Raw genomic sequence first — 18,152 nt, forward strand, 5'->3', positions numbered from 1 at the left:
TACTGATTCGGAGCGTCACTCTGTAGAAGATTATTTTGAGCATATTGCGTAGATCACACTCAACAATTTATTGCTACGCTTGTGTCAGATTAACGGATTGTTATCCCGCTAAACCAATTGATCGCCCCAATGGAGTTTTTGGCGTAATGTTTTGTAATACTGGTAATTGACTGGATGTAAAATGCGTAAAGAGTTGCGGTAGCGACGGATACGCACTCTATCCATCATTTCCAGATCAAAAAAAGCCTGACCATCAAAATGCACTCGTACATCATTACCCTTGGTAATGAGGATTTCTATTTCACTGGTATCACATACAGCAATAGGACGATTAGACATCGATTGCGGGCAAATCGGTACCAAACTGAAGGCGCGCAAGGTTGGCTGTAATATGGGTCCACCGGCTGCAAGAGCATAGGCGGTTGAACCAGTTGGCGTGGAAACAATCAGTCCATCAGAACGTTGTGTATAAACAAATTCTTGATTGATAAACACCTCAAATTCAATCATTTGCCCCAAACCACCGCGACTCAGCACCACATCATTCAGAGCCAATGAATGAGCCACCTCAGAATGAGCGCGCAACACCGATGCTTCCAGCATAATGCGTTCTTCCGGCGTATAATTGCCACGAAGCATTCCGGCTAATTCCTGCAACATCTCCATTCTGGGTACTTGAGTCAGAAAGCCCAAATGTCCCTGATGAACCCCGATCAAAGGCACTCGGTGCGGTGCCAGCTCCCGCGCAACCGATAATAAGGTTCCATCGCCACCCAGCACAATGACCAGATCACACAGCCGCCCCATTTTTTCTTTAGTAATGATGTGACCATGCTTTTCATCAATCATTTGCAAAGTGTCAACATCTAAAGGAGAGGCTGCGTCAATGAAGACATTTAAGCCTTCATCAATCAGAAAAGTCATCAATTCATTCACTACAGACTCAATCATCGGTGTCTGCGGTCTGGTTACAATGCCGATGTTGTTAAATTGACTATTCATGCAACGCTGGATCCTGATTGTTAAACGGCTTCATAAGGGTATAAATCGTGAAAAACTCATTAAAGCACATGTTAAGTGAATCTGCATTATATAGCCTTCGGCTTGACAACGCGACTCGCCCTAGCCCGCAGATAAAGTTACAATACGACTTTGAAAAAAAGATCTAATGCTATGTCTATATCACAGCCTAAAGTTTTTGCTCTGCTAGGTCCGACTGCATCGGGTAAAACCAGTCTGGCTTTAGCATTAGCACAACAAATTCCAATCGAAATCATCAGCCTTGATTCCGCTTTAGTCTATCAGGATATGGATATCGGCACCGCCAAGCCAACGGCACAAGAATTGACCGCCACGCCGCACCACCTTATCAACATCATTACACCGCTGCAAAGTTATAATGCATCACAATTTGTCAGTGATTGTGTTCGATTAGTAACGGAAATTCATGCGCGCGGACGCTTACCAATTCTGGTTGGTGGCACCATGATGTATTACCACGCGTTAATGCATGGTCTAAATCAATTACCGCAGGCGGATCCAGAAATTCGCGCGAAATTGAGCGAACTCAAACAGCAACACGGAATAGCCCATTTACATACTTTACTGAAACAATTAGATCCGCATACAGCAGCACGTTTACCGGCGGGCGACAGCCAGCGCATAGAACGGGCATTGGAGATTTATTACATCACTGGCAAACCCATGAGTAGTCAGCTTGATCACCAGCAAACCCTTACTCCCCCACTCAATCTATTTAGTATGGCTTTGGTACCGGCAAACCGAGCCGAGTTACACCAGCAAATTGCTGTCCGCTTCCAAACCATGCTATCTCAAGGATTGATTGAAGAAGTAGAAAATTTGCGCCAAAAATACCCTGATCTGCATCCAGATCTACCTTCTATCCGCTGCGTTGGCTACCGTCAGGCTTGGGATTACCTGTCAGGATTAAGTGATTTATCCACCTTTATTGCCAGCAGTACAGCGGCAACTCGTCAGTTAGCCAAACGTCAGTTAACATGGCTGCGTAAACTCCAACCCAATATCACCGTTGATCCCTACCAAAATAGCCAATTGTTGCCACAGGCAGAAACTGCGCTGCGCCAATTTTTTTCCTGATCAAGTTGGCAGCGTAGCCGACAAATATCCGTTACATGGTGGTTTAAAAGCATACTACCCACATAATGTATCAACTAAATCATCAGGCACTAATATATAATACATTGTATTATATTAATAAATTTCAGCGACTTTATTTAAGCCTGATTTAAACCAAATAACTGGCAATTATTTCGGCAATTATTGCAGCCAAACGGCACTGTTTACAGTAAAATATCGCCAGTTGTGCACTGTTTACCAATAAACATATTCAGATTTACGATGAATATCGCAGTATGCACTCAGCACACCTCAGCACTTAATCTGACCAGCCAAGGGGGTCAGACAATTTGAATTCTTATGGAGAACAACGATGTCCGCACAAGATCGTATTCGCAACTCATCCCTTCATTCACGCCTCATGTCTGCTGCTCAGGCTGCATCACTGATTTCACACAATGCCAATGTTGGTATGAGTGGCTTTACCGGCGCCGGCTATCCTAAAGTTTTGCCCAAGGCCATTGCTGAACTGGCTGCTCATGAACACAGCGCCGGCCGTCCTTATAAAATCAATCTTTGGACTGGTGCATCTACCGCACCGGATTGTGACGGCGTACTGGCACAAGCACATGCCATTAACCAACGTCTGCCTTTCAATTCAGACCGTGATGTTCGTCAGGAAATCAATAATGGCGAAATTAATTTTATCGATATCCACCTATCTAGTGTCGCTCAACTGGCCCAGTTTGGTTTCCTAGGACACATGGATGTCGCTATCGTTGAAGTTGTTGGCATCACAGAAGATGGCAAATTGATCCCTTCTACCGCAGTGGGTAATAACCAAACTTGGCTGGACTTAGCCGACAAAGTGATTCTTGAAGTGAACACTTCACTGCCACTGCAATTGGAAGGTATGCATGATATCTGTCATGACAATCCGCTTCCTCCTCATCGTAAACCAATCAACATCAATCGCGCTGATGAGCGCATTGGCAGCCCTTACCTGCAAGTTGATCCGAAGAAAATTGTGGCGATTGTTGAATCTAATGCTCCAGACCGTGACAATGTCTTCAGCGAACCTGACGAAAAATCAAAACAAATTGCGGCATACGTCGTTGATTTTCTCTCGCATGAAATCAAACAGGGTCGCTTACCAAAAGAAATGTTACCGATCCAATCAGGTGTAGGTAATGTGGCCAATGCAGTACTGGCCGGCTTGTTAACTGGACCATTTGAAAATCTTTACGGTTACACCGAAGTATTACAGGACGGTATGTTAGATTTAGTTCGTGCCGGTAAAATGGTAACCGCATCTGCTACTGCTGTCTCTTTATCAGCCAAAGCGTTTAAAGATTTTACAGATAACATTGATTTTTATCGCGAACGTATCGTTTTGCGCTCTCAGGATATCTCCAATCACCCTGAATTGGTTCGTCGTCTAGGCATTATCGGCATGAACTCCATGATTGAAGCGGATATTTACGGTAACATCAACTCTACTCACGTGATGGGTACTGGCATGATGAACGGTATTGGTGGATCTGGCGACTTTGCACGCAATTGTTATCTGAACTTCTTCGTAACGCCTTCAACCGCGAAAGATGACAAAATTTCTTGTATCGTTCCAATGGTATCTCATGTTGACCATACTGAACACGACACTCAAATTATTGTCACCGAACAAGGTCTGGCCGATTTGCGTGGTTTGGCTCCACGTCAACGCGCTAAAGTCATGATTGAAAACTGTGCTCACCCAGATTTCCGTGATCAGTTACAAGACTATTACGATCGTGCTTTGAAAACAGCCAAAGGAATTCACACTCCACACATTCTGACCGAAGCCTTAGGCTGGCACCAGCACTTCATTGAAACTGGCAGCATGAAAATGTAAATCAACATCCTCAAAGTCCTGTGTTCACACAGGACTTTTTTTTACACGGCAAATCCTGCATAACCCTTTCTAAATGGTGCCAGCTTCTATTCTGCTGCTGCGCAATACCTGGCGTTTTTTTCCTTCAGTCTGCACCATTTTCATGGCATAAATTGACCGACTTAAACGTGAAACTGGTCAAATCCAACATTTATGCCACCACCTTAAGCTAGACAAAAATTTTACTGGTCTAGCCTAACTAAACCTTATATGATTGAATAACGCTTAAAACTTCAGCAACCAGCGAAACCGATCAGATCAATCATCTAGGCGCTTAAACAGTCATCTGCTGCAATCCTTCACCACACGATTGCCAGAATAGCCCAAACAGATTAGCTATTTAAATATTTGATCTGTGACATCATTGCAAATTTAACTCAGCTTAGCCTTGGACAAATGGCACTTAATGCCAACTGATAAATCAACCTGAGTATTTAATTATGTTTCCATCCCAAAACCTATCTATTTCCAACCGAAAACTGTTGCTAATTGCCGGCACCGGCTGGCTGTTTGATGCAATGGATGTTGGTTTATTATCCTTTATACTGGCAGCCTTAAAACAAGACTGGTCACTAACCTCTACTCAACTGGGGTGGATCGGTAGCGTCAACTCCATTGGCATGGCAATTGGTGCATTCGTGTTTGGCGTTTATGCAGATAAAAAAGGGCGTAAATCAGCATTTTTAATGACCCTACTGATGTTTAGTATCGCTAGTGGCCTAAGTGCTTTCGCCTGGGGATTAACCAGCTTATTGATACTACGATTCTTTATTGGTATGGGATTAGGTGGAGAATTACCCGTAGCCTCAACCTTAGTCAGTGAAAGTGCTGCCCCAGAAATACGCGGTCGAATAGTCGTATTATTAGAAAGCTTTTGGGCGATCGGGTGGATACTGGCAGCCTTAATCGCCTACTTTCTTATTCCCTTACCTTTTATTGGTTGGCGTGGCGCCATGCTGATATGTGCCATTCCGGCCTTTTATGCGCTTTACTTAAGATATCATTTACCTGAATCAGCTACAGTGAACCGCGCTAGCCCATCCAAGCAGCCAGAAAGCGTGATCAGTAAACTAAAATTATTAACCTCAAAACCCTATCAGCGTCAAAGTATCATGCTATGGATAGTCTGGTTTTGCGTCGTATTTTCTTATTATGGCATGTTCTTATGGCTACCCAGTGTCATGATGACCAAAGGCTTTGATATGGTTAAAAGCTTTGCTTATATCTTGATTATGACGCTGGCGCAATTACCAGGATATTTTAGCGTTGCATGGCTAATCGAACGTGTTGGACGCAAATGGATACTAATCATCTATTTACTAGGCACCCTCATCAGTGCGTTCCTGTTTGGGGTGGCTGAAACGAAATCACAATTAATTCTGGCGGGGGCTTTACTCTCATTCTTCAATTTAGGCGCATGGGGAGCATTGTATGCCTATACACCGGAACAATATTGCAGCAACATTCGCGCTAGCGGTTCCGGTATGGCAGCAGCGATAGGGCGCATCGGTGGGATTCTGGGTCCATTAATGGTGGGCGTATTAATGGCTAGAAATATCAGTGTATCCGCCATATTTGCCTTATTCAGTCTAGCGATACTGATAGCTGTAGTAGCGATTATCTTATTAGGAAAAGAGACCAAACAAATTGAACTTAAATAAATACAGCAGCATTCAATAAAACGATATCATGCCGGCAGCAAACCAAGGGGCAGCAACAATGCACCCGTGCAAAACTGATTACATGATTCATATTCCTGCTCTATCACCACACGCGCATTCAGTGATCAAGCACCTTAGCCACACAGGCAACTGCCGGCATTCATCAGCAAAAAAATCTAATTGTTGCCTGAATAAACCTCAACAAAGCAGCAGCTGAAGCAGCCAGCTATTGGCATAGCTGCCAGATCAATCAAACATCCAACATTAAATCACCACCAACCGTGTCATCATGAGCGCTAGCAGTTTAACCATCATGGCATAGCGCTGGTAGTTAGACAATTTTGAAGTATTAGCGGGTAAACAAACGCATGAAAAATATTATTTATCGCCGCTTCTCTGCGCCACAAGCCAATTTGTTATCAATCAAGAATAAAATAAACTCGAGCAATAAAAATAAAATTATCAATGCAGCAATAATCCACAATGCTTTAGACAGACCTAATTGATCAGCATTGAGAAAATGATAAGGATATATATGAGTCAAATAACCTCTTATAAAAATATAGAACACATAGATAAGAGGAGGGATAACAGCGATACTCATCACTTGCTGATCAATAAACTGTCGCGGGCCATATATTAGCCAACTAAATATGGTTAAAATCGGAATGATTAGATGCAAAAATTCGTTGGTCAAAATAACCATACCATCAACATCATGCCATTGTCGCATCATCCCATTATAGACAATACACGTTATCGTAATGCAGACGATACTGTCCAAACGTAACACTTTAAACCATTTAGCCGAATAATCAGCATTGACCAGCAATATTAAACAACTCAGTCCTACGGCCAGATTTGATAGAACGGTAAAATAGCTATAATAAAAAATAAAGCGGGATAAGTAAGAGGTCTCGTTTAAAATAAGCGGATGCATGCCCTTAATGACAAATAAATAGGTTTCAGTACAAATGCTGAATACCACCAAAACCACAATCAACAAATTAAGCAATTTTTTCATACTCTAAAAAAAGCACCCCTTTAACTTAATTGTAAAAACAACAATTGAATATTTAATAGATAATTTATTTCAACTTTAGAGAGTACCTGTATTGCCACACAACCATTGCATAGAACAAATTGAATGGCTTAATCTCGCATAACTTCAACCGCCATCGTTGCTCTATGTGTGTTACCATCAAGATGGTATAAATACCAAAAAACATTCAGAATACAAAAACAGTTCTGTTCGCTGCATGTCCTGACAAATTTAAGCAAAGATTATGCCACTATGATCAGCGTTATCCTGAAAAAATTTCTCCTCATTGCAAGCTTATTTTGCCTGAGTACCACGCTAAGCTTAGCCCAAATTAACGTGAAAAATCTGCGCTTGCCCGCCAATTCAAACCAGTTTAGCCATTATTATCATCAAACTCCCCATGGTATAAAACTACTAAACCAATACAGTACACAAACCCAAAAAGTGACTGAGCAAGAAACCGAGATTGAAATATTAGGATCCATATTCGGAAAAAACCATTTAAACCTAACGGATCAATATTTTGAAATAGGTGGTTTTCAGCATCAAGATTATCTTTATAAATTAATTATATACAACACTTACGGCGAGTCAGATACGCCACTTCTGAATATCCTCCTTACCAGCTATGACCATCAAGGTAAACTGCGAGCAGCTTTGTTGCTGGATAGTCAGTACAGTTATGAAGACGTGTCCAGTTTCAACAAATTCAAAATTAACCGTGACTTCACCATCGATATTACCCAATATGTGACCTATTACTATAATGATAAATATGAGTATGGAGATGAACGAGGGTTAATCAAAAATCCTGTTGCCAAAGTCTATTTAAAACAAAAATATCAGATAAAAAATGGATATTTTCAACTTATTCAATCCAAAAGCTACGATTAAGAGCAAAAAAACTCAAAGCTTGCTTGGCAATTAATCCCTTAGCAACAGGCAGATAAATATACTTTCCTTCAGTCTACACATTCTAAATCAATTCATTATTGGAACTTCCCTGATAATCATCAGATTGCATCATCCCATTGGGAAGTCTGCCTTTTAACTGAATGAATACCGTGCCCAACTCACTGTTGGTTTTAAAATCATTATCGGCTGAAGCGAAGTTGATTTGTTTTTATGCGGGAATGATCACTTGTAAAAACTCTGTACAAAATTAGTATTAGCCCATAATTATGATTAGCAAATATCTGAACTAGTTCATTACTCATTATTTTTAGCAATAATGTCTATACTTACCATACTAGCGTAGTATAGGGATACCATTTGTGATTTCTTCTCATCGCTAGGTAAAGAAATAGCTCAAATGGCAACTATAGTTAGAGAGTGAACAATTTCTACTCCTATTATAGCTGTTCCTCCAAGTGATATGGCTTGGGATAATCCTATTTTCGCTGCATTTCCAGCTATTGCTTGAACCGATAATGGGATTGAAAGAGTAGACCCAAATTTGCTTTCACAGCATGAAGATTTATTCAAGACAATAGCTCATACAGAAACCCTTAGCCGGGGACCATGGAATGTAGACGATTTACATCTAACAAATTATTATAAACCATTGATTATTTCTACCGCTGACCGAATAGATAAAAATGGTTTATCTAAGTCTAAAGTCAATCTTTCCTTATGTGACCTATACTAATACGGGAAAGCAAAGAAAGCATCGGTAAAAACAAAATATGAGGAATCTCTAAAACATAGCACCAATAAAAAAGAGCAATATAGTTTGAGATGGATAAAATCTGAAAAATAGCTGCAAAAAGGAATTTATGTAGATATAACCTTGTTGCAACTATAGTGTTGGAAGTGGCTTTTATACAAGGGTATCAAGCCATACACGGTTTTCGTCCTATAGCTAATACCAGAAATGCATAGATATGGATAAAAAAGAACGGAAAACAAAAATAGCAGAAGCCCGACATTATCGGCAATTTGCACAATATGCAGAAGCTCTTGCCCTTTTGCATCAAATAACAGCAGAATACCCTGAAGCTCAGTATTATTACTTATTAGCAGCTACGTATTACGAAAGTGGAAAAGCAGAAGCAGCTTGGCAATATTCAGACGAGGCTTTAAAGATCAATCCTGCGTATAAAGAAGTTTACTGGTTAAAAGCAAAAATATATGAAAACCAAAAACAATACAAACTGGCGGAGCAGATGTATTTAAGAGCCTTAGAAATAGATATGGATTACTTTGAAGCAAGAATAGGTCTTATTGATTTGTATTGTAAAAAACAGAAGGATGGTGAAAAAACCATTCAGCAGTGTGAATTTGTAATTAGCCGATATAATAGTTTTGCATTTAACAAAGAAGAGATGAAGGAGAAATTCAAATGGTTAGGAGCTGTGTACATTGAATTAAAGGAATCTTATATCCATTGCAAAAGATATAAAGATGCCATCCGTTTAATTAACAGATATAAAGAAGTCATGAATTTTATTGATGATGGAGATGAATACACTTTAGTATCTGAAGATAGACATTTATATAAGTTATATTACATCATAGGTAATAAAGAGATGTTAGAACAACAACAAAAATTACTTCAAGAACATTATAAATTTAGTACCACCAAAATAATAGGTTTGCAAAAAGATGCAGTACAGGGATATATCTTAGAAACAAATTGGGATAATTATCATAAAGATGATTTTTAAAAGATCACTATCAAAGTCGTAAACGCAAAAAAGACTGTAAATAGATAAAATTTTGATCCATCAAAGTTCTAACGGAACAAGCAGAAAAGGGATTAAAAGAAGCTAATAATCAGCAGTTGTTGGGAGATACAGCAAAACCTGAGCTGTCATACATTAAGATAAATTCAGAATTCCCCAAAGAAAAAAAGTATTTAGAATTAATATCAAGTACCTAAGAATACGATGATGAAGCATTAGAACTCGATTCCCATTATCCACCAATTTCTGAGCTATCAGGTTCATAGCCTATGCACAAAGTCATCAAGAAGCAGCTGAAGTAGAATATCAGCAAGCCTTAAAAATAGATCCACAAATTGCATTAGCCAGAGTAAGGTTAATACAACGGTATTTTGAAAAAGAAAGAATATAACAAAGTATCAGATAATGTAGGTTTATTTTAAATAAGATAATTCCGGACAGATTTAATTATGCTAATGAACAATGATGACAGTATGTTTTATAACATTAACCAACATTCTTTATGCAAATTCTACCAATTGGGTTGCCCTACTTAAAGTTGAGTGTGCTGTACCGCTCTTTCCAAATTCGCATGTCAGCTATATCCGCATGTAGTCGAGCCATCTCAACAAAAGATTGATCTGATTCATGTCTACCTCAATCTATCCGAGTATGAATTTGCTTTATTTAAAACAATGATCAAATTCATCCACATCTGCTGTGTCGATAAGCTAAAATAGTTAACTAAATAAACTTACGTTAAGTCATCTTCACCTTTTTCATTTACCTTTCATAACCAAAAGGAATAATCCAAATGTTTTCTAAAGATTTAACCATCGAAAAATTTGACCCTGAACTGGCAAAAGTCATTGCTGCAGAAAATCAGCGCCAACAAGACCATGTTGAACTTATCGCTTCAGAGAATTATGTTAGCTGTGCCGTAATGGAAGCACAAGGTAGCCAACTAACCAATAAATATGCAGAAGGTTATCCGGGCAAACGTTATTACGGTGGTTGTGAATATGTAGATATCGTAGAAGAATTGGCGATTAACCGCTTAAAGCAATTGTTTGGTGCTACTTATGTTAATGTGCAGCCACATTCAGGCTCTCAGGCCAATCAGGCGGTATATGCCAGCGTTTTGCAACCTGGTGATACCATTTTGGGTATGTCTTTAGCTCATGGCGGTCACCTCACCCATGGTGCCGGCGTCAATATTTCCGGTCGCTTATACCACGCCATTACTTATGGTCTGGATAAAAATGAAGTTTTGGATTATGACGAAGTTGAAAAACTGGCACTTGAACATAAGCCAAAAATGATCGTTGCAGGTGCATCTGCTTATTCTCTAGAAATTGACTGGGCACGATTCCGTGCCATTGCGGATAAAGTGGGTGCCTACTTATTTGTCGACATGGCCCACTATGCCGGACTGGTGGCAGCAGGTGAATACCCTAATCCAGTACCCTTTGCCGATTTTGTCACCACCACAACCCACAAAACCTTACGTGGACCTCGTGGCGGCGTGATTTTAAGCCGTAGCGATGAACATGCTAAAGCACTGAATTCCGCAATTTTCCCTTGCTTACAAGGCGGTCCTTTAATGCACGTCATCGCAGCCAAAGCCGTTGCTTTCAAAGAAGCGTTACAACCGGAATTCAAACAATATGCCAAACAAGTTAAACTCAATGCCAAAGTATTAGCCGAAACTTTAATTCAACGTGGTTTACGCATTGTTTCTGGTAAGACAGAAAGCCATATGTTTTTGGTGGATCTACAACCCAAACACATCACTGGTAAAACAGCCGAAGCTGTATTAGGTCAAGCCAATATTACTGTGAATAAAAACGCCATCCCCAATGATCCTGAAAAACCATTCGTCACTTCCGGTATCCGTTTGGGTACGGCCGCCATCACCACCCGTGGTTTTACTGAAGAAGATACGCGTGAATTGGCTCATCTGATTGCAGATGTATTAGACAATGCTGATAACGAACAGATCATTGCTGAAATTTCAAATAAAGTTAAAAATATTTGCAATCGTTTACCTGTTTATAATAGATAAACAAATATATTAATTAGTTAATGAAATTTAATTGCGACTGCTTTTAATAATCGCTATACTGAAAAACAGATAAGAGTGCTATCAATTTTGTAGCATTTAAATCTGTTTTTTTATTGAGTTAGGTTTAATTTGGTTTTCTAGGATCAAACTGAAAAGGTTTCCTAGCTAGCAATTCAGATTTTATCTATTAGGCTTTACTAAATATTCGATAAAGTATTAATATATCGTTAGGGTCAAACATAAATTCAGCACAAGCACGAATTTATCTTTTATCCTTATAACGCACATACGAAAGGAAACAAAAATGAGGAAAATAGCTTCTATCTTATTATTAGCTGCTTCTTTTAGCATGACTGCAGGTGTAGCACTGGCCAACCAAGAGAATGATGATACTGATATCAATAACTTCACTCAATCTACTGCGCAAAACGGTCAAAATGATTCTACCCACCGTGTTTATGGTAATCCATCAAGTGGTCGGGCATATCATGATTTGAATGAATACACTGGTGATAACTAAACTTCATCCAATCATCTAAGCACAGCTTTAAGCTGTGCTTTTTTTACTACCCACTGAGCTTAGTATGCCTTCAGCCACTATCATCTAAAGACAGGTTTAGCTAGAGACGAAAACTAGCATAAAAAAACTATTTCCCATGAAAAACAACCATCAACAACGTTAAGAATAGCAAATTTATTGTTATTTGCAACATTACAAAACCCGTTACAAAATATACCCAAATAACTAATTATTTTACATAAGCGATTTACTTTCAATCACTTAGTAGTATTAAGATAAAACTTCTTATAACGAGGAGTAAATTATGGGCTTAATTTGGACGATTATCGTCGGCTTTATTATTGGCGTAATTGCAAAAGTAATTTATCCAGGTAAAGAAAATCTGGGATTAGTGATGACGACAATACTTGGCATAGGTGGATCAGTGGTTGCAGGTTATGTCGGACAAATGTTTGGCTGGTATCATGCCGGAGAAAAAGCTGGTTTGATTGCATCCGTGATTTTTGCCTGTTTGATCCTATATCTTTATGGCAAATTTAAAAGCAGACAGTCATAAAAATAAGGTGATGGATAATCAATCCATCACCTTTCAATCCTTATTCAGAACATGGCTATGCAAAACTATTTAATAGTCTGAACCTTGCCAAATCCACGTTCTTTTAGCTGGGCAATCGTGCCATCAATTCCTTTTTGTTGAATCGACTGATCAAATTGTGAGCGATACACTGTGACCAGACTGGTACCATTAACGCGGAAATTATAAATTTTATACACACCACCAGAATAATACATCTGATAACCAACCGTGTAGCGCTTATTATTAGCACTAACAATCTCAGTAAACGTTTCCAGCTTGTTTTTACCTTGATTCACCACCTTCGGTAAAACCTTAACTTCCGCATTTGCCGCACCCAATAAGGCAGAATGCGCATAAATTCGCACAATCATACTCTTGAAAGCGGCACTAAAATCTTGTTTTTGTTGCGGTGTAAACTGACGCCACGGCAAACCCACAGCTAATGCAGAAATACGCTCATAATCCAGAAACTGATCAGCATAGCGTTCAATCTGACTGATTCGTTGCTGCTCGTTCAAACTTTTATCTTTAGCCACCGATAAAACCATCTGAACATTTTGTTGTAATTGTTGTTGTGCAATCTGTTCCGGCGTGGCCGCAAATGCCCACACTGAACACAGCATTAACCAAACTGCCCAATAACCTTTTAAGTACTTCTGCATCATTCCTCTCCTGTAGGGATTAGTCACAGTGGTTTATGCTGCCATAACATAAACCACCGCTCATACATCTGCAAAAACTTATATTGCCTTGGCTTTTAGCCAATCAGCCACACCAGCCAACGCCGTTTCGAGCTGATCCACATCCTGCCCACCGGCCTGCGCCAAATCCGGACGTCCACCACCTTTGCCACCAACCTGAGTGGCAACAAAATTAACCAATTCGCCGGCTTTAACCGTTTTAGTTAATTCCTTAGAAACACCAGCAGTAATCGCTATTTTACCTGCATTAACCGCTGCCAGCAGCACAACGATATTATCGCCTTTTGCTGTTAGCGAAGTGGTGATTTCACGTAACGCATTACTATCAGCTTCAACCTGACTAACCACCAGTCGGGCTGTTCCAATCGGCTGCGCCTGTGCCAACAAAGACATACCTGCCTGCTTGGCTAGCTCACCTTTTGCCTGCAACAAAGATTTCTCTAACTGTTTACTGTGCGTTTGCATAGCTGCGATCTTCGTCAACAGATCATCTGTAGTCTGGGCTTTTACCTCTGCTACTGCAGCTTTTAATAACTCTTCCTGCTGTTGAACATATTGCAGCGATACCATACCGGTAACAGCTTCAATACGGCGCACACCAGCAGCGATACCACTTTCAGACACAATTTTAAATAAACCGATATCACCCGTGCGGGAAACATGCGTACCACCACATAACTCAGTTGAATATTCGCCCATGCTCAACATCCGCACTTGATCGCCGTATTTTTCTCCAAATAGAGCCATGGCACCGGCGGCAATCGCTTCATCAAAAGTCATATGCTGGGCGCAAACGGGTACATTGGCCAATATGGCTTCATTCACCCGACGTTCAACTTCTGCGATCTGAGCAGCTGTCACGGGTTGCGAATGCGAAAAATCAAAACGAGTACGCTCTGGCGTCACCAATGAGCCCTTCTGCTCAACATGTGTGCCCAATACATCACGTAAAGCCCGATGCATCAGATGCGTAGCACTGTGATTACGCATACTGGCTTCTCGAATATCATTATCCACCTGAGCAGTCACTGCATCGCCAACAGTTAAACTGCCAGCCAACATCTCGCCAAACTGCCCGAATACACTGGCTTTAATTTTTTGCGTATCCAATACCTGAAAGCGATTTTCGCCGGTAAATATATAACCTACATCACCAACCTGACCACCTGATTCCGCATAAAACGGCGTAAAATCAATAACTACCGCTCCTGCTTCACCGGCATGAAGTTGCTCAACAGCTTCTCCATCTTTATACAAAGCCAAAATTTTACTTTCACTTTGTCGTTCACTATAACCACGAAACTCCGTGTCCGTGCCTTCATAGTTCAGCTGCGTATTGGCTTTGAAATTCTGTGCGGCACGAGCACGAGCACGTTGCGCCGCCATTTCTCTTTCAAAACCTTCTTCATCCAAACTGATATTTCGTTCACGGGCAATATCAGCCGTTAAATCATAAGGAAAACCATAGGTATCATACAATTTAAAAATAACTTCGCCAGATAAACTCTGTGAATCTTTTTCTAACGCCGTTTCCAGCAAAGCCATGCCTGTTTCCAGCGTTTGCGCAAAACGGGTTTCTTCCTGTTGCAAAATTTCACTGATCTGAGTCTGTTTTTCAATTAATTGCGGATAAGCCTGACCCATTTCCTTGGCAAGGTCACCAACTAACAAATGGAAAAACGCCTGTTTACATCCCAGCTTATAGCCGTGTCGCACTGCACGCCGGATAATTCGGCGTAATACATAACCACGCCCCTCATTGCTCGGTAACACACCATCTGCGATGAGAAATGCGCAAGAACGAATATGATCAGCAATGACCTTCAGACTTGGCATGTCCTGTGAGTAACTTACTCCCACTACTCTGGCCACAGCATGTAACAAATTAACAAACAAATCAATCTCATAATTGCTGTGTACATGTTGCAACACTGCCGACACCCGCTCCAGACCCATACCGGTATCCACCGATGGGCGTGGCAGCTTATTCATATTGCCGTTTTCATCACGGTTATACTGCATAAAGACGCAGTTCCAGATCTCGATAAAACGATCACCATCTTCTTCCGCACTACCTGGAGGGCCGCCCCAGATATGCTCACCATGATCATAAAAAATTTCAGAACAAGGGCCACATGGACCAGTATCCCCCATTTGCCAGAAATTATCAGAAGCAAATCGGGCACCCTTATTATCACCAATACGAATAATTCGATTTGCTGGCATTCCGATTTCATTGAGCCAAATATCATAAGCTTCATCATCTTCAGCATACACAGTGGCCAATAAGCGTTCTTTGGGCAAATTAAGCCATTGCGGACTGGTTAGAAATTCCCACGCAAAAAGCAGAGCATCACGCTTAAAATAATCACCAAAACTGAAATTACCCAACATTTCAAAAAAAGTATGGTGACGTGCAGTATAGCCTACATTTTCAAGATCATTGTGTTTGCCCCCGGCTCGCACGCATTTCTGCGCTGTTGTGGCGCGATGATAAGGACGCTTGTCAAACCCCAGAAAGACATCTTTAAACTGATTCATACCGGCATTAGTAAACAATAAAGTTTTATCATCCTGTGGCGGTACCAGTGAAGAAGAAGGTACAATCTGATGGTTTTTACTTTCAAAAAATTGTAGAAATTTACTTCGGAGTTCAGCTGTTTTCATGTTTGTGTCAGTTTATAGAGGCAAATAATTGTAGACAGGCAGTCTGCATTTTCACAGACTGCCTGAAAACAGTAACCAGAAACAGAGCTTTAGTGATTGCCCTTCCAGCTTCTTGCCCTTGTTAAAATCATGCGCTTATCTTACCGTAGTTTTGAAGTTACGCCTACCTGCAACTCAATTTTTCATAATGAAATGACAATTCCAACAACACAATTACATTATTTCAGCCGAGTTATCCCATATCAACCCGAAATAATGTTACAAAGATAGTAAAATTACAAAATCCGCATCAGCAACAAGATTACTGATGCATATTTAATTAAAGGACAGACATGAAAAAAACAGCCAGTCTGAGCTTAGTTGGTTTGATTTTATGTACATTGGTTGCCTGTAATGGTTCCCAAGACAATACTACGGCACAGCCGGCCTCTGCAGTAAAAGCAATACAATCAGGGGAATTAAACAATACTAAAGCACTTAAAATATACAATTGGTCAGATTACGTTGACCCCAAAACCGTCAGCGAATTCGAAAAAAAATACAATATTCAAATTACATACAACTATTACGACAGTGATGAAACACTGGAAAGTAAAATCCTGACTGGTCAATCCGGTTATGACATAGTTGGTCCGTCTAACTCTTTCCTTGGTCGTCAGATTAAAGCTGGTGCTTATCAGCCATTGAATAAAGAACTACTCCCAAACTGGAAATTTATCAATCCGAAATTACTAGAATTATTGCAGGATGCCGATCCAGGCAACCAATATGCCATTCCCAACTATTGGGGCATGAATACCATCGCAATAGATCGGGTTAAAGTACAGACTGCATTAGGCGATACCCCCATGCCTGAAAATGAGTGGGATCTGGCCTTCAATCCGGACTATACCGATAAACTCAAAAGCTGTGGTATCAGCTATATGGATAGTCCAGTAGAAATGATTCCGCTGGCATTGCATTATATTGGTAAAGATCCAAACAGCCAGAGTAAAAATGACATTGATCTCGCCGCCAATGTCATTAAAATCAATCATAACAACGTTTTGCGTTATTCTTCCTCAGGCTACATTGATGACCTGGCCAGAGGCGATGTTTGTCTGGCCATCGGTTTTGGCGGCGATCTCAATATTGCTAAACGTCGTCGTCAAGAGGCCACAGGCAAAGACGATATAGACGTCTTGGTACCGGCTAGTGGTGTTTCACTATGGATTGATACCCTTACCATTCCCAAAGATGCCACCAATATCCAAAACGCCTATCGTTATTTGAACTGGGTGCTTGACCCAAACATTGCTGCGCGTAATGCTAACTTCGTTACCTTCGCGCCTGCCAGCTTACCAGCAAAAGATCTGATGAAAAAAGAATATCAGCAAAACAGCAGCATTTTCCCGTCTGATGAGGTCCTTAAAAATAGCTATTTGGTTCTTCCAGCCAAAAGCGACACCCTCAAGTACGAACTACGCTTATGGCAAAATCTTAAAGCGGGAAAATAAACCTGACCCTTAGCAATAAGCATAAAAACCCTTCACTCAGTGAAGGGTTTTCTTGTATCAAAAATGGTGGATTATTTGACAATACTATTGGCACAGCTTAGGAAACTGCTGCCAGGCTTTCGAAATAACCATACCATTATCATACAGATTAACAATACTGTGATTGGGTCCGGCTTTAACCACATCTATTTGCAATCCTTCCAGCTTAGTAAAAGGATTAACCAGAGCCAGAGTCTGACTGCCATTAGCATACACAGTTACTTTATAAAATTCTGCCGGTAATTTAAAACGGGACTGCATATTCGTATGCAAACAATTGCCCACTTCATCCACCGGCTTATCCACCGATACCGACACCAACGGGGCAGAAAGGCGCTCCGGCATAATCAGCGGTGCCTCAGGTTTCTTTTTAGCTGGCAAACATTTACCACTCACAACCTGACTACCAGCTTCTACACCCTCATTACAATTCTCTTGTGGGCCAGACAATTCCTGACAACCAGACAACATACCCAAGCACACACTTGACCATAATAATATTTTTTTCCATTGCATAACTATCAATCCAATATTAATCAAAACTTATAAAACCCAGCCATATCGACGGCTGAATCAGAATGGTCGAGATAGAGCGCGCAGGCTGTAGAATTATTCTTCTCAAAACATCGCTAACCGACCACACCACAAATTTAAAATTCAAACAACGAGACCGACAACCCAACTGCTATCTAAA

The 18,152-nt window shown here is 40.5% G+C and carries 14 protein-coding genes; 9 read left to right on the plus strand and 5 right to left on the minus strand.

Annotated features, from left to right (window positions below; genetic code table 11):
- Nucleotides 1-108: 108 nt before the first annotated feature.
- Complete coding sequence (locus tag J3U68_RS07745) at nt 109-1,002, minus strand: NAD(+) kinase (RefSeq protein WP_267375872.1); 894 nt, start codon at nt 1,000-1,002, stop codon at nt 109-111.
- Between the two features lie 177 nt (nt 1,003-1,179).
- Here J3U68_RS07745 and miaA point away from each other — a divergent pair, with 177 nt between their 5' ends.
- The 3 genes from miaA to J3U68_RS07760 all read left to right on the plus strand — a co-directional run bounded on the left by miaA (nt 1,180) and on the right by J3U68_RS07760 (nt 5,688).
- Nucleotides 1,180-2,118 (plus strand): tRNA (adenosine(37)-N6)-dimethylallyltransferase MiaA, encoded by a 939-nt coding sequence (miaA, locus tag J3U68_RS07750; RefSeq protein WP_267376236.1) that lies wholly within the window; start codon nt 1,180-1,182, stop codon nt 2,116-2,118.
- Nucleotides 2,119-2,470: 352 nt separating this feature from the next.
- The gene (locus J3U68_RS07755; protein WP_267375873.1) at nt 2,471-3,988 is read left to right on the plus strand and encodes an acetyl-CoA hydrolase/transferase family protein; all 1,518 of its coding nucleotides are present in this window, start codon (nt 2,471-2,473) and stop codon (nt 3,986-3,988) included.
- Between the two features lie 479 nt (nt 3,989-4,467).
- Entirely contained in the window at nt 4,468-5,688 is a 1,221-nt protein-coding gene (locus tag J3U68_RS07760) for an MFS transporter (protein ID WP_267375874.1), read from the plus strand.
- A gap of 382 nt (nt 5,689-6,070) precedes the next feature.
- Here the strand turns inward: J3U68_RS07760 and J3U68_RS07765 are convergent, their stop codons facing one another.
- On the minus strand, nt 6,071-6,712 hold the full coding sequence (locus J3U68_RS07765) for a Pr6Pr family membrane protein (protein WP_267375875.1): 642 nt from the start codon (nt 6,710-6,712) through the stop codon (nt 6,071-6,073).
- A gap of 270 nt (nt 6,713-6,982) precedes the next feature.
- On the opposite strand from J3U68_RS07765, the gene J3U68_RS07770 reads away from it, so the two are divergent.
- The 5 genes from J3U68_RS07770 to J3U68_RS07790 all read left to right on the plus strand — a co-directional run bounded on the left by J3U68_RS07770 (nt 6,983) and on the right by J3U68_RS07790 (nt 12,534).
- A complete protein-coding gene (locus J3U68_RS07770; protein ID WP_267375876.1) occupies nt 6,983-7,624 on the plus strand; it encodes a hypothetical protein in 642 nt (213 codons plus the stop codon).
- 989 nt (nt 7,625-8,613) lie between these two features.
- Nucleotides 8,614-9,396, plus strand: coding sequence for a tetratricopeptide repeat protein (locus tag J3U68_RS07775; protein ID WP_267375877.1), 783 nt, complete (start codon nt 8,614-8,616; stop codon nt 9,394-9,396).
- An 811-nt stretch (nt 9,397-10,207) separates the two neighbouring features.
- Nucleotides 10,208-11,458, plus strand: a complete 1,251-nt coding sequence (glyA, locus tag J3U68_RS07780; RefSeq protein WP_267375878.1) for a serine hydroxymethyltransferase — start codon at nt 10,208-10,210, stop codon at nt 11,456-11,458.
- Nucleotides 11,459-11,762: 304 nt separating this feature from the next.
- Entirely contained in the window at nt 11,763-11,978 is a 216-nt protein-coding gene (locus tag J3U68_RS07785) for a hypothetical protein (protein ID WP_267375879.1), read from the plus strand.
- Nucleotides 11,979-12,282: 304 nt separating this feature from the next.
- Nucleotides 12,283-12,534, plus strand: coding sequence for a GlsB/YeaQ/YmgE family stress response membrane protein (locus J3U68_RS07790; protein ID WP_267375880.1), 252 nt, complete (start codon nt 12,283-12,285; stop codon nt 12,532-12,534).
- Nucleotides 12,535-12,599: 65 nt separating this feature from the next.
- Here the strand turns inward: J3U68_RS07790 and J3U68_RS07795 are convergent, their stop codons facing one another.
- Both J3U68_RS07795 and alaS read right to left on the minus strand, forming a co-directional pair.
- The gene (locus J3U68_RS07795) at nt 12,600-13,217 is read right to left on the minus strand and encodes an MlaC/ttg2D family ABC transporter substrate-binding protein (protein WP_267375881.1); all 618 of its coding nucleotides are present in this window, start codon (nt 13,215-13,217) and stop codon (nt 12,600-12,602) included.
- Nucleotides 13,218-13,295: 78 nt separating this feature from the next.
- Entirely contained in the window at nt 13,296-15,923 is a 2,628-nt protein-coding gene (alaS, locus tag J3U68_RS07800) for an alanine--tRNA ligase (protein ID WP_267375883.1), read from the minus strand.
- Between the two features lie 332 nt (nt 15,924-16,255).
- On the opposite strand from alaS, the gene J3U68_RS07805 reads away from it, so the two are divergent.
- A complete protein-coding gene (locus J3U68_RS07805; RefSeq protein ID WP_267375884.1) occupies nt 16,256-17,419 on the plus strand; it encodes an extracellular solute-binding protein in 1,164 nt (387 codons plus the stop codon).
- Nucleotides 17,420-17,503: 84 nt separating this feature from the next.
- Here the strand turns inward: J3U68_RS07805 and J3U68_RS07810 are convergent, their stop codons facing one another.
- On the minus strand, nt 17,504-17,974 hold the full coding sequence (locus J3U68_RS07810) for a hypothetical protein (protein WP_267375885.1): 471 nt from the start codon (nt 17,972-17,974) through the stop codon (nt 17,504-17,506).
- Between the last annotated feature and the right edge of the window lie 178 nt (nt 17,975-18,152).

Origin of the sequence: Snodgrassella sp. B3882, from assembly GCF_026535915.1 — a bacterium.
Taxonomy (GTDB): Bacteria; Pseudomonadota; Gammaproteobacteria; order Burkholderiales; family Neisseriaceae; genus Snodgrassella.

Bases quoted from the DNA above. Each gene is read 5' to 3' on its own strand.
- J3U68_RS07765 (WP_267375875.1), bottom strand. From the start codon at position 6,712: ATGAAAAAATTGCTTAATTTGTTGATTGTGGTTTTGGTGGTATTCAGC.
- J3U68_RS07775 (WP_267375877.1), top strand. From the start codon at position 8,614: ATGGATAAAAAAGAACGGAAAACAAAAATAGCAGAAGCCCGACATTAT.
- J3U68_RS07760 (WP_267375874.1), top strand. From the start codon at position 4,468: ATGTTTCCATCCCAAAACCTATCTATTTCCAACCGAAAACTGTTGCTA.
- J3U68_RS07805 (WP_267375884.1), top strand. From the start codon at position 16,256: ATGAAAAAAACAGCCAGTCTGAGCTTAGTTGGTTTGATTTTATGTACA.
- J3U68_RS07755 (WP_267375873.1), top strand. From the start codon at position 2,471: ATGTCCGCACAAGATCGTATTCGCAACTCATCCCTTCATTCACGCCTC.
- alaS (WP_267375883.1), bottom strand. From the start codon at position 15,923: ATGAAAACAGCTGAACTCCGAAGTAAATTTCTACAATTTTTTGAAAGT.
- J3U68_RS07810 (WP_267375885.1), bottom strand. From the start codon at position 17,974: ATGCAATGGAAAAAAATATTATTATGGTCAAGTGTGTGCTTGGGTATG.
- glyA (WP_267375878.1), top strand. From the start codon at position 10,208: ATGTTTTCTAAAGATTTAACCATCGAAAAATTTGACCCTGAACTGGCA.
- J3U68_RS07790 (WP_267375880.1), top strand. From the start codon at position 12,283: ATGGGCTTAATTTGGACGATTATCGTCGGCTTTATTATTGGCGTAATT.
- J3U68_RS07795 (WP_267375881.1), bottom strand. From the start codon at position 13,217: ATGCAGAAGTACTTAAAAGGTTATTGGGCAGTTTGGTTAATGCTGTGT.
- J3U68_RS07745 (WP_267375872.1), bottom strand. From the start codon at position 1,002: ATGAATAGTCAATTTAACAACATCGGCATTGTAACCAGACCGCAGACA.
- J3U68_RS07770 (WP_267375876.1), top strand. From the start codon at position 6,983: ATGATCAGCGTTATCCTGAAAAAATTTCTCCTCATTGCAAGCTTATTT.
- J3U68_RS07785 (WP_267375879.1), top strand. From the start codon at position 11,763: ATGAGGAAAATAGCTTCTATCTTATTATTAGCTGCTTCTTTTAGCATG.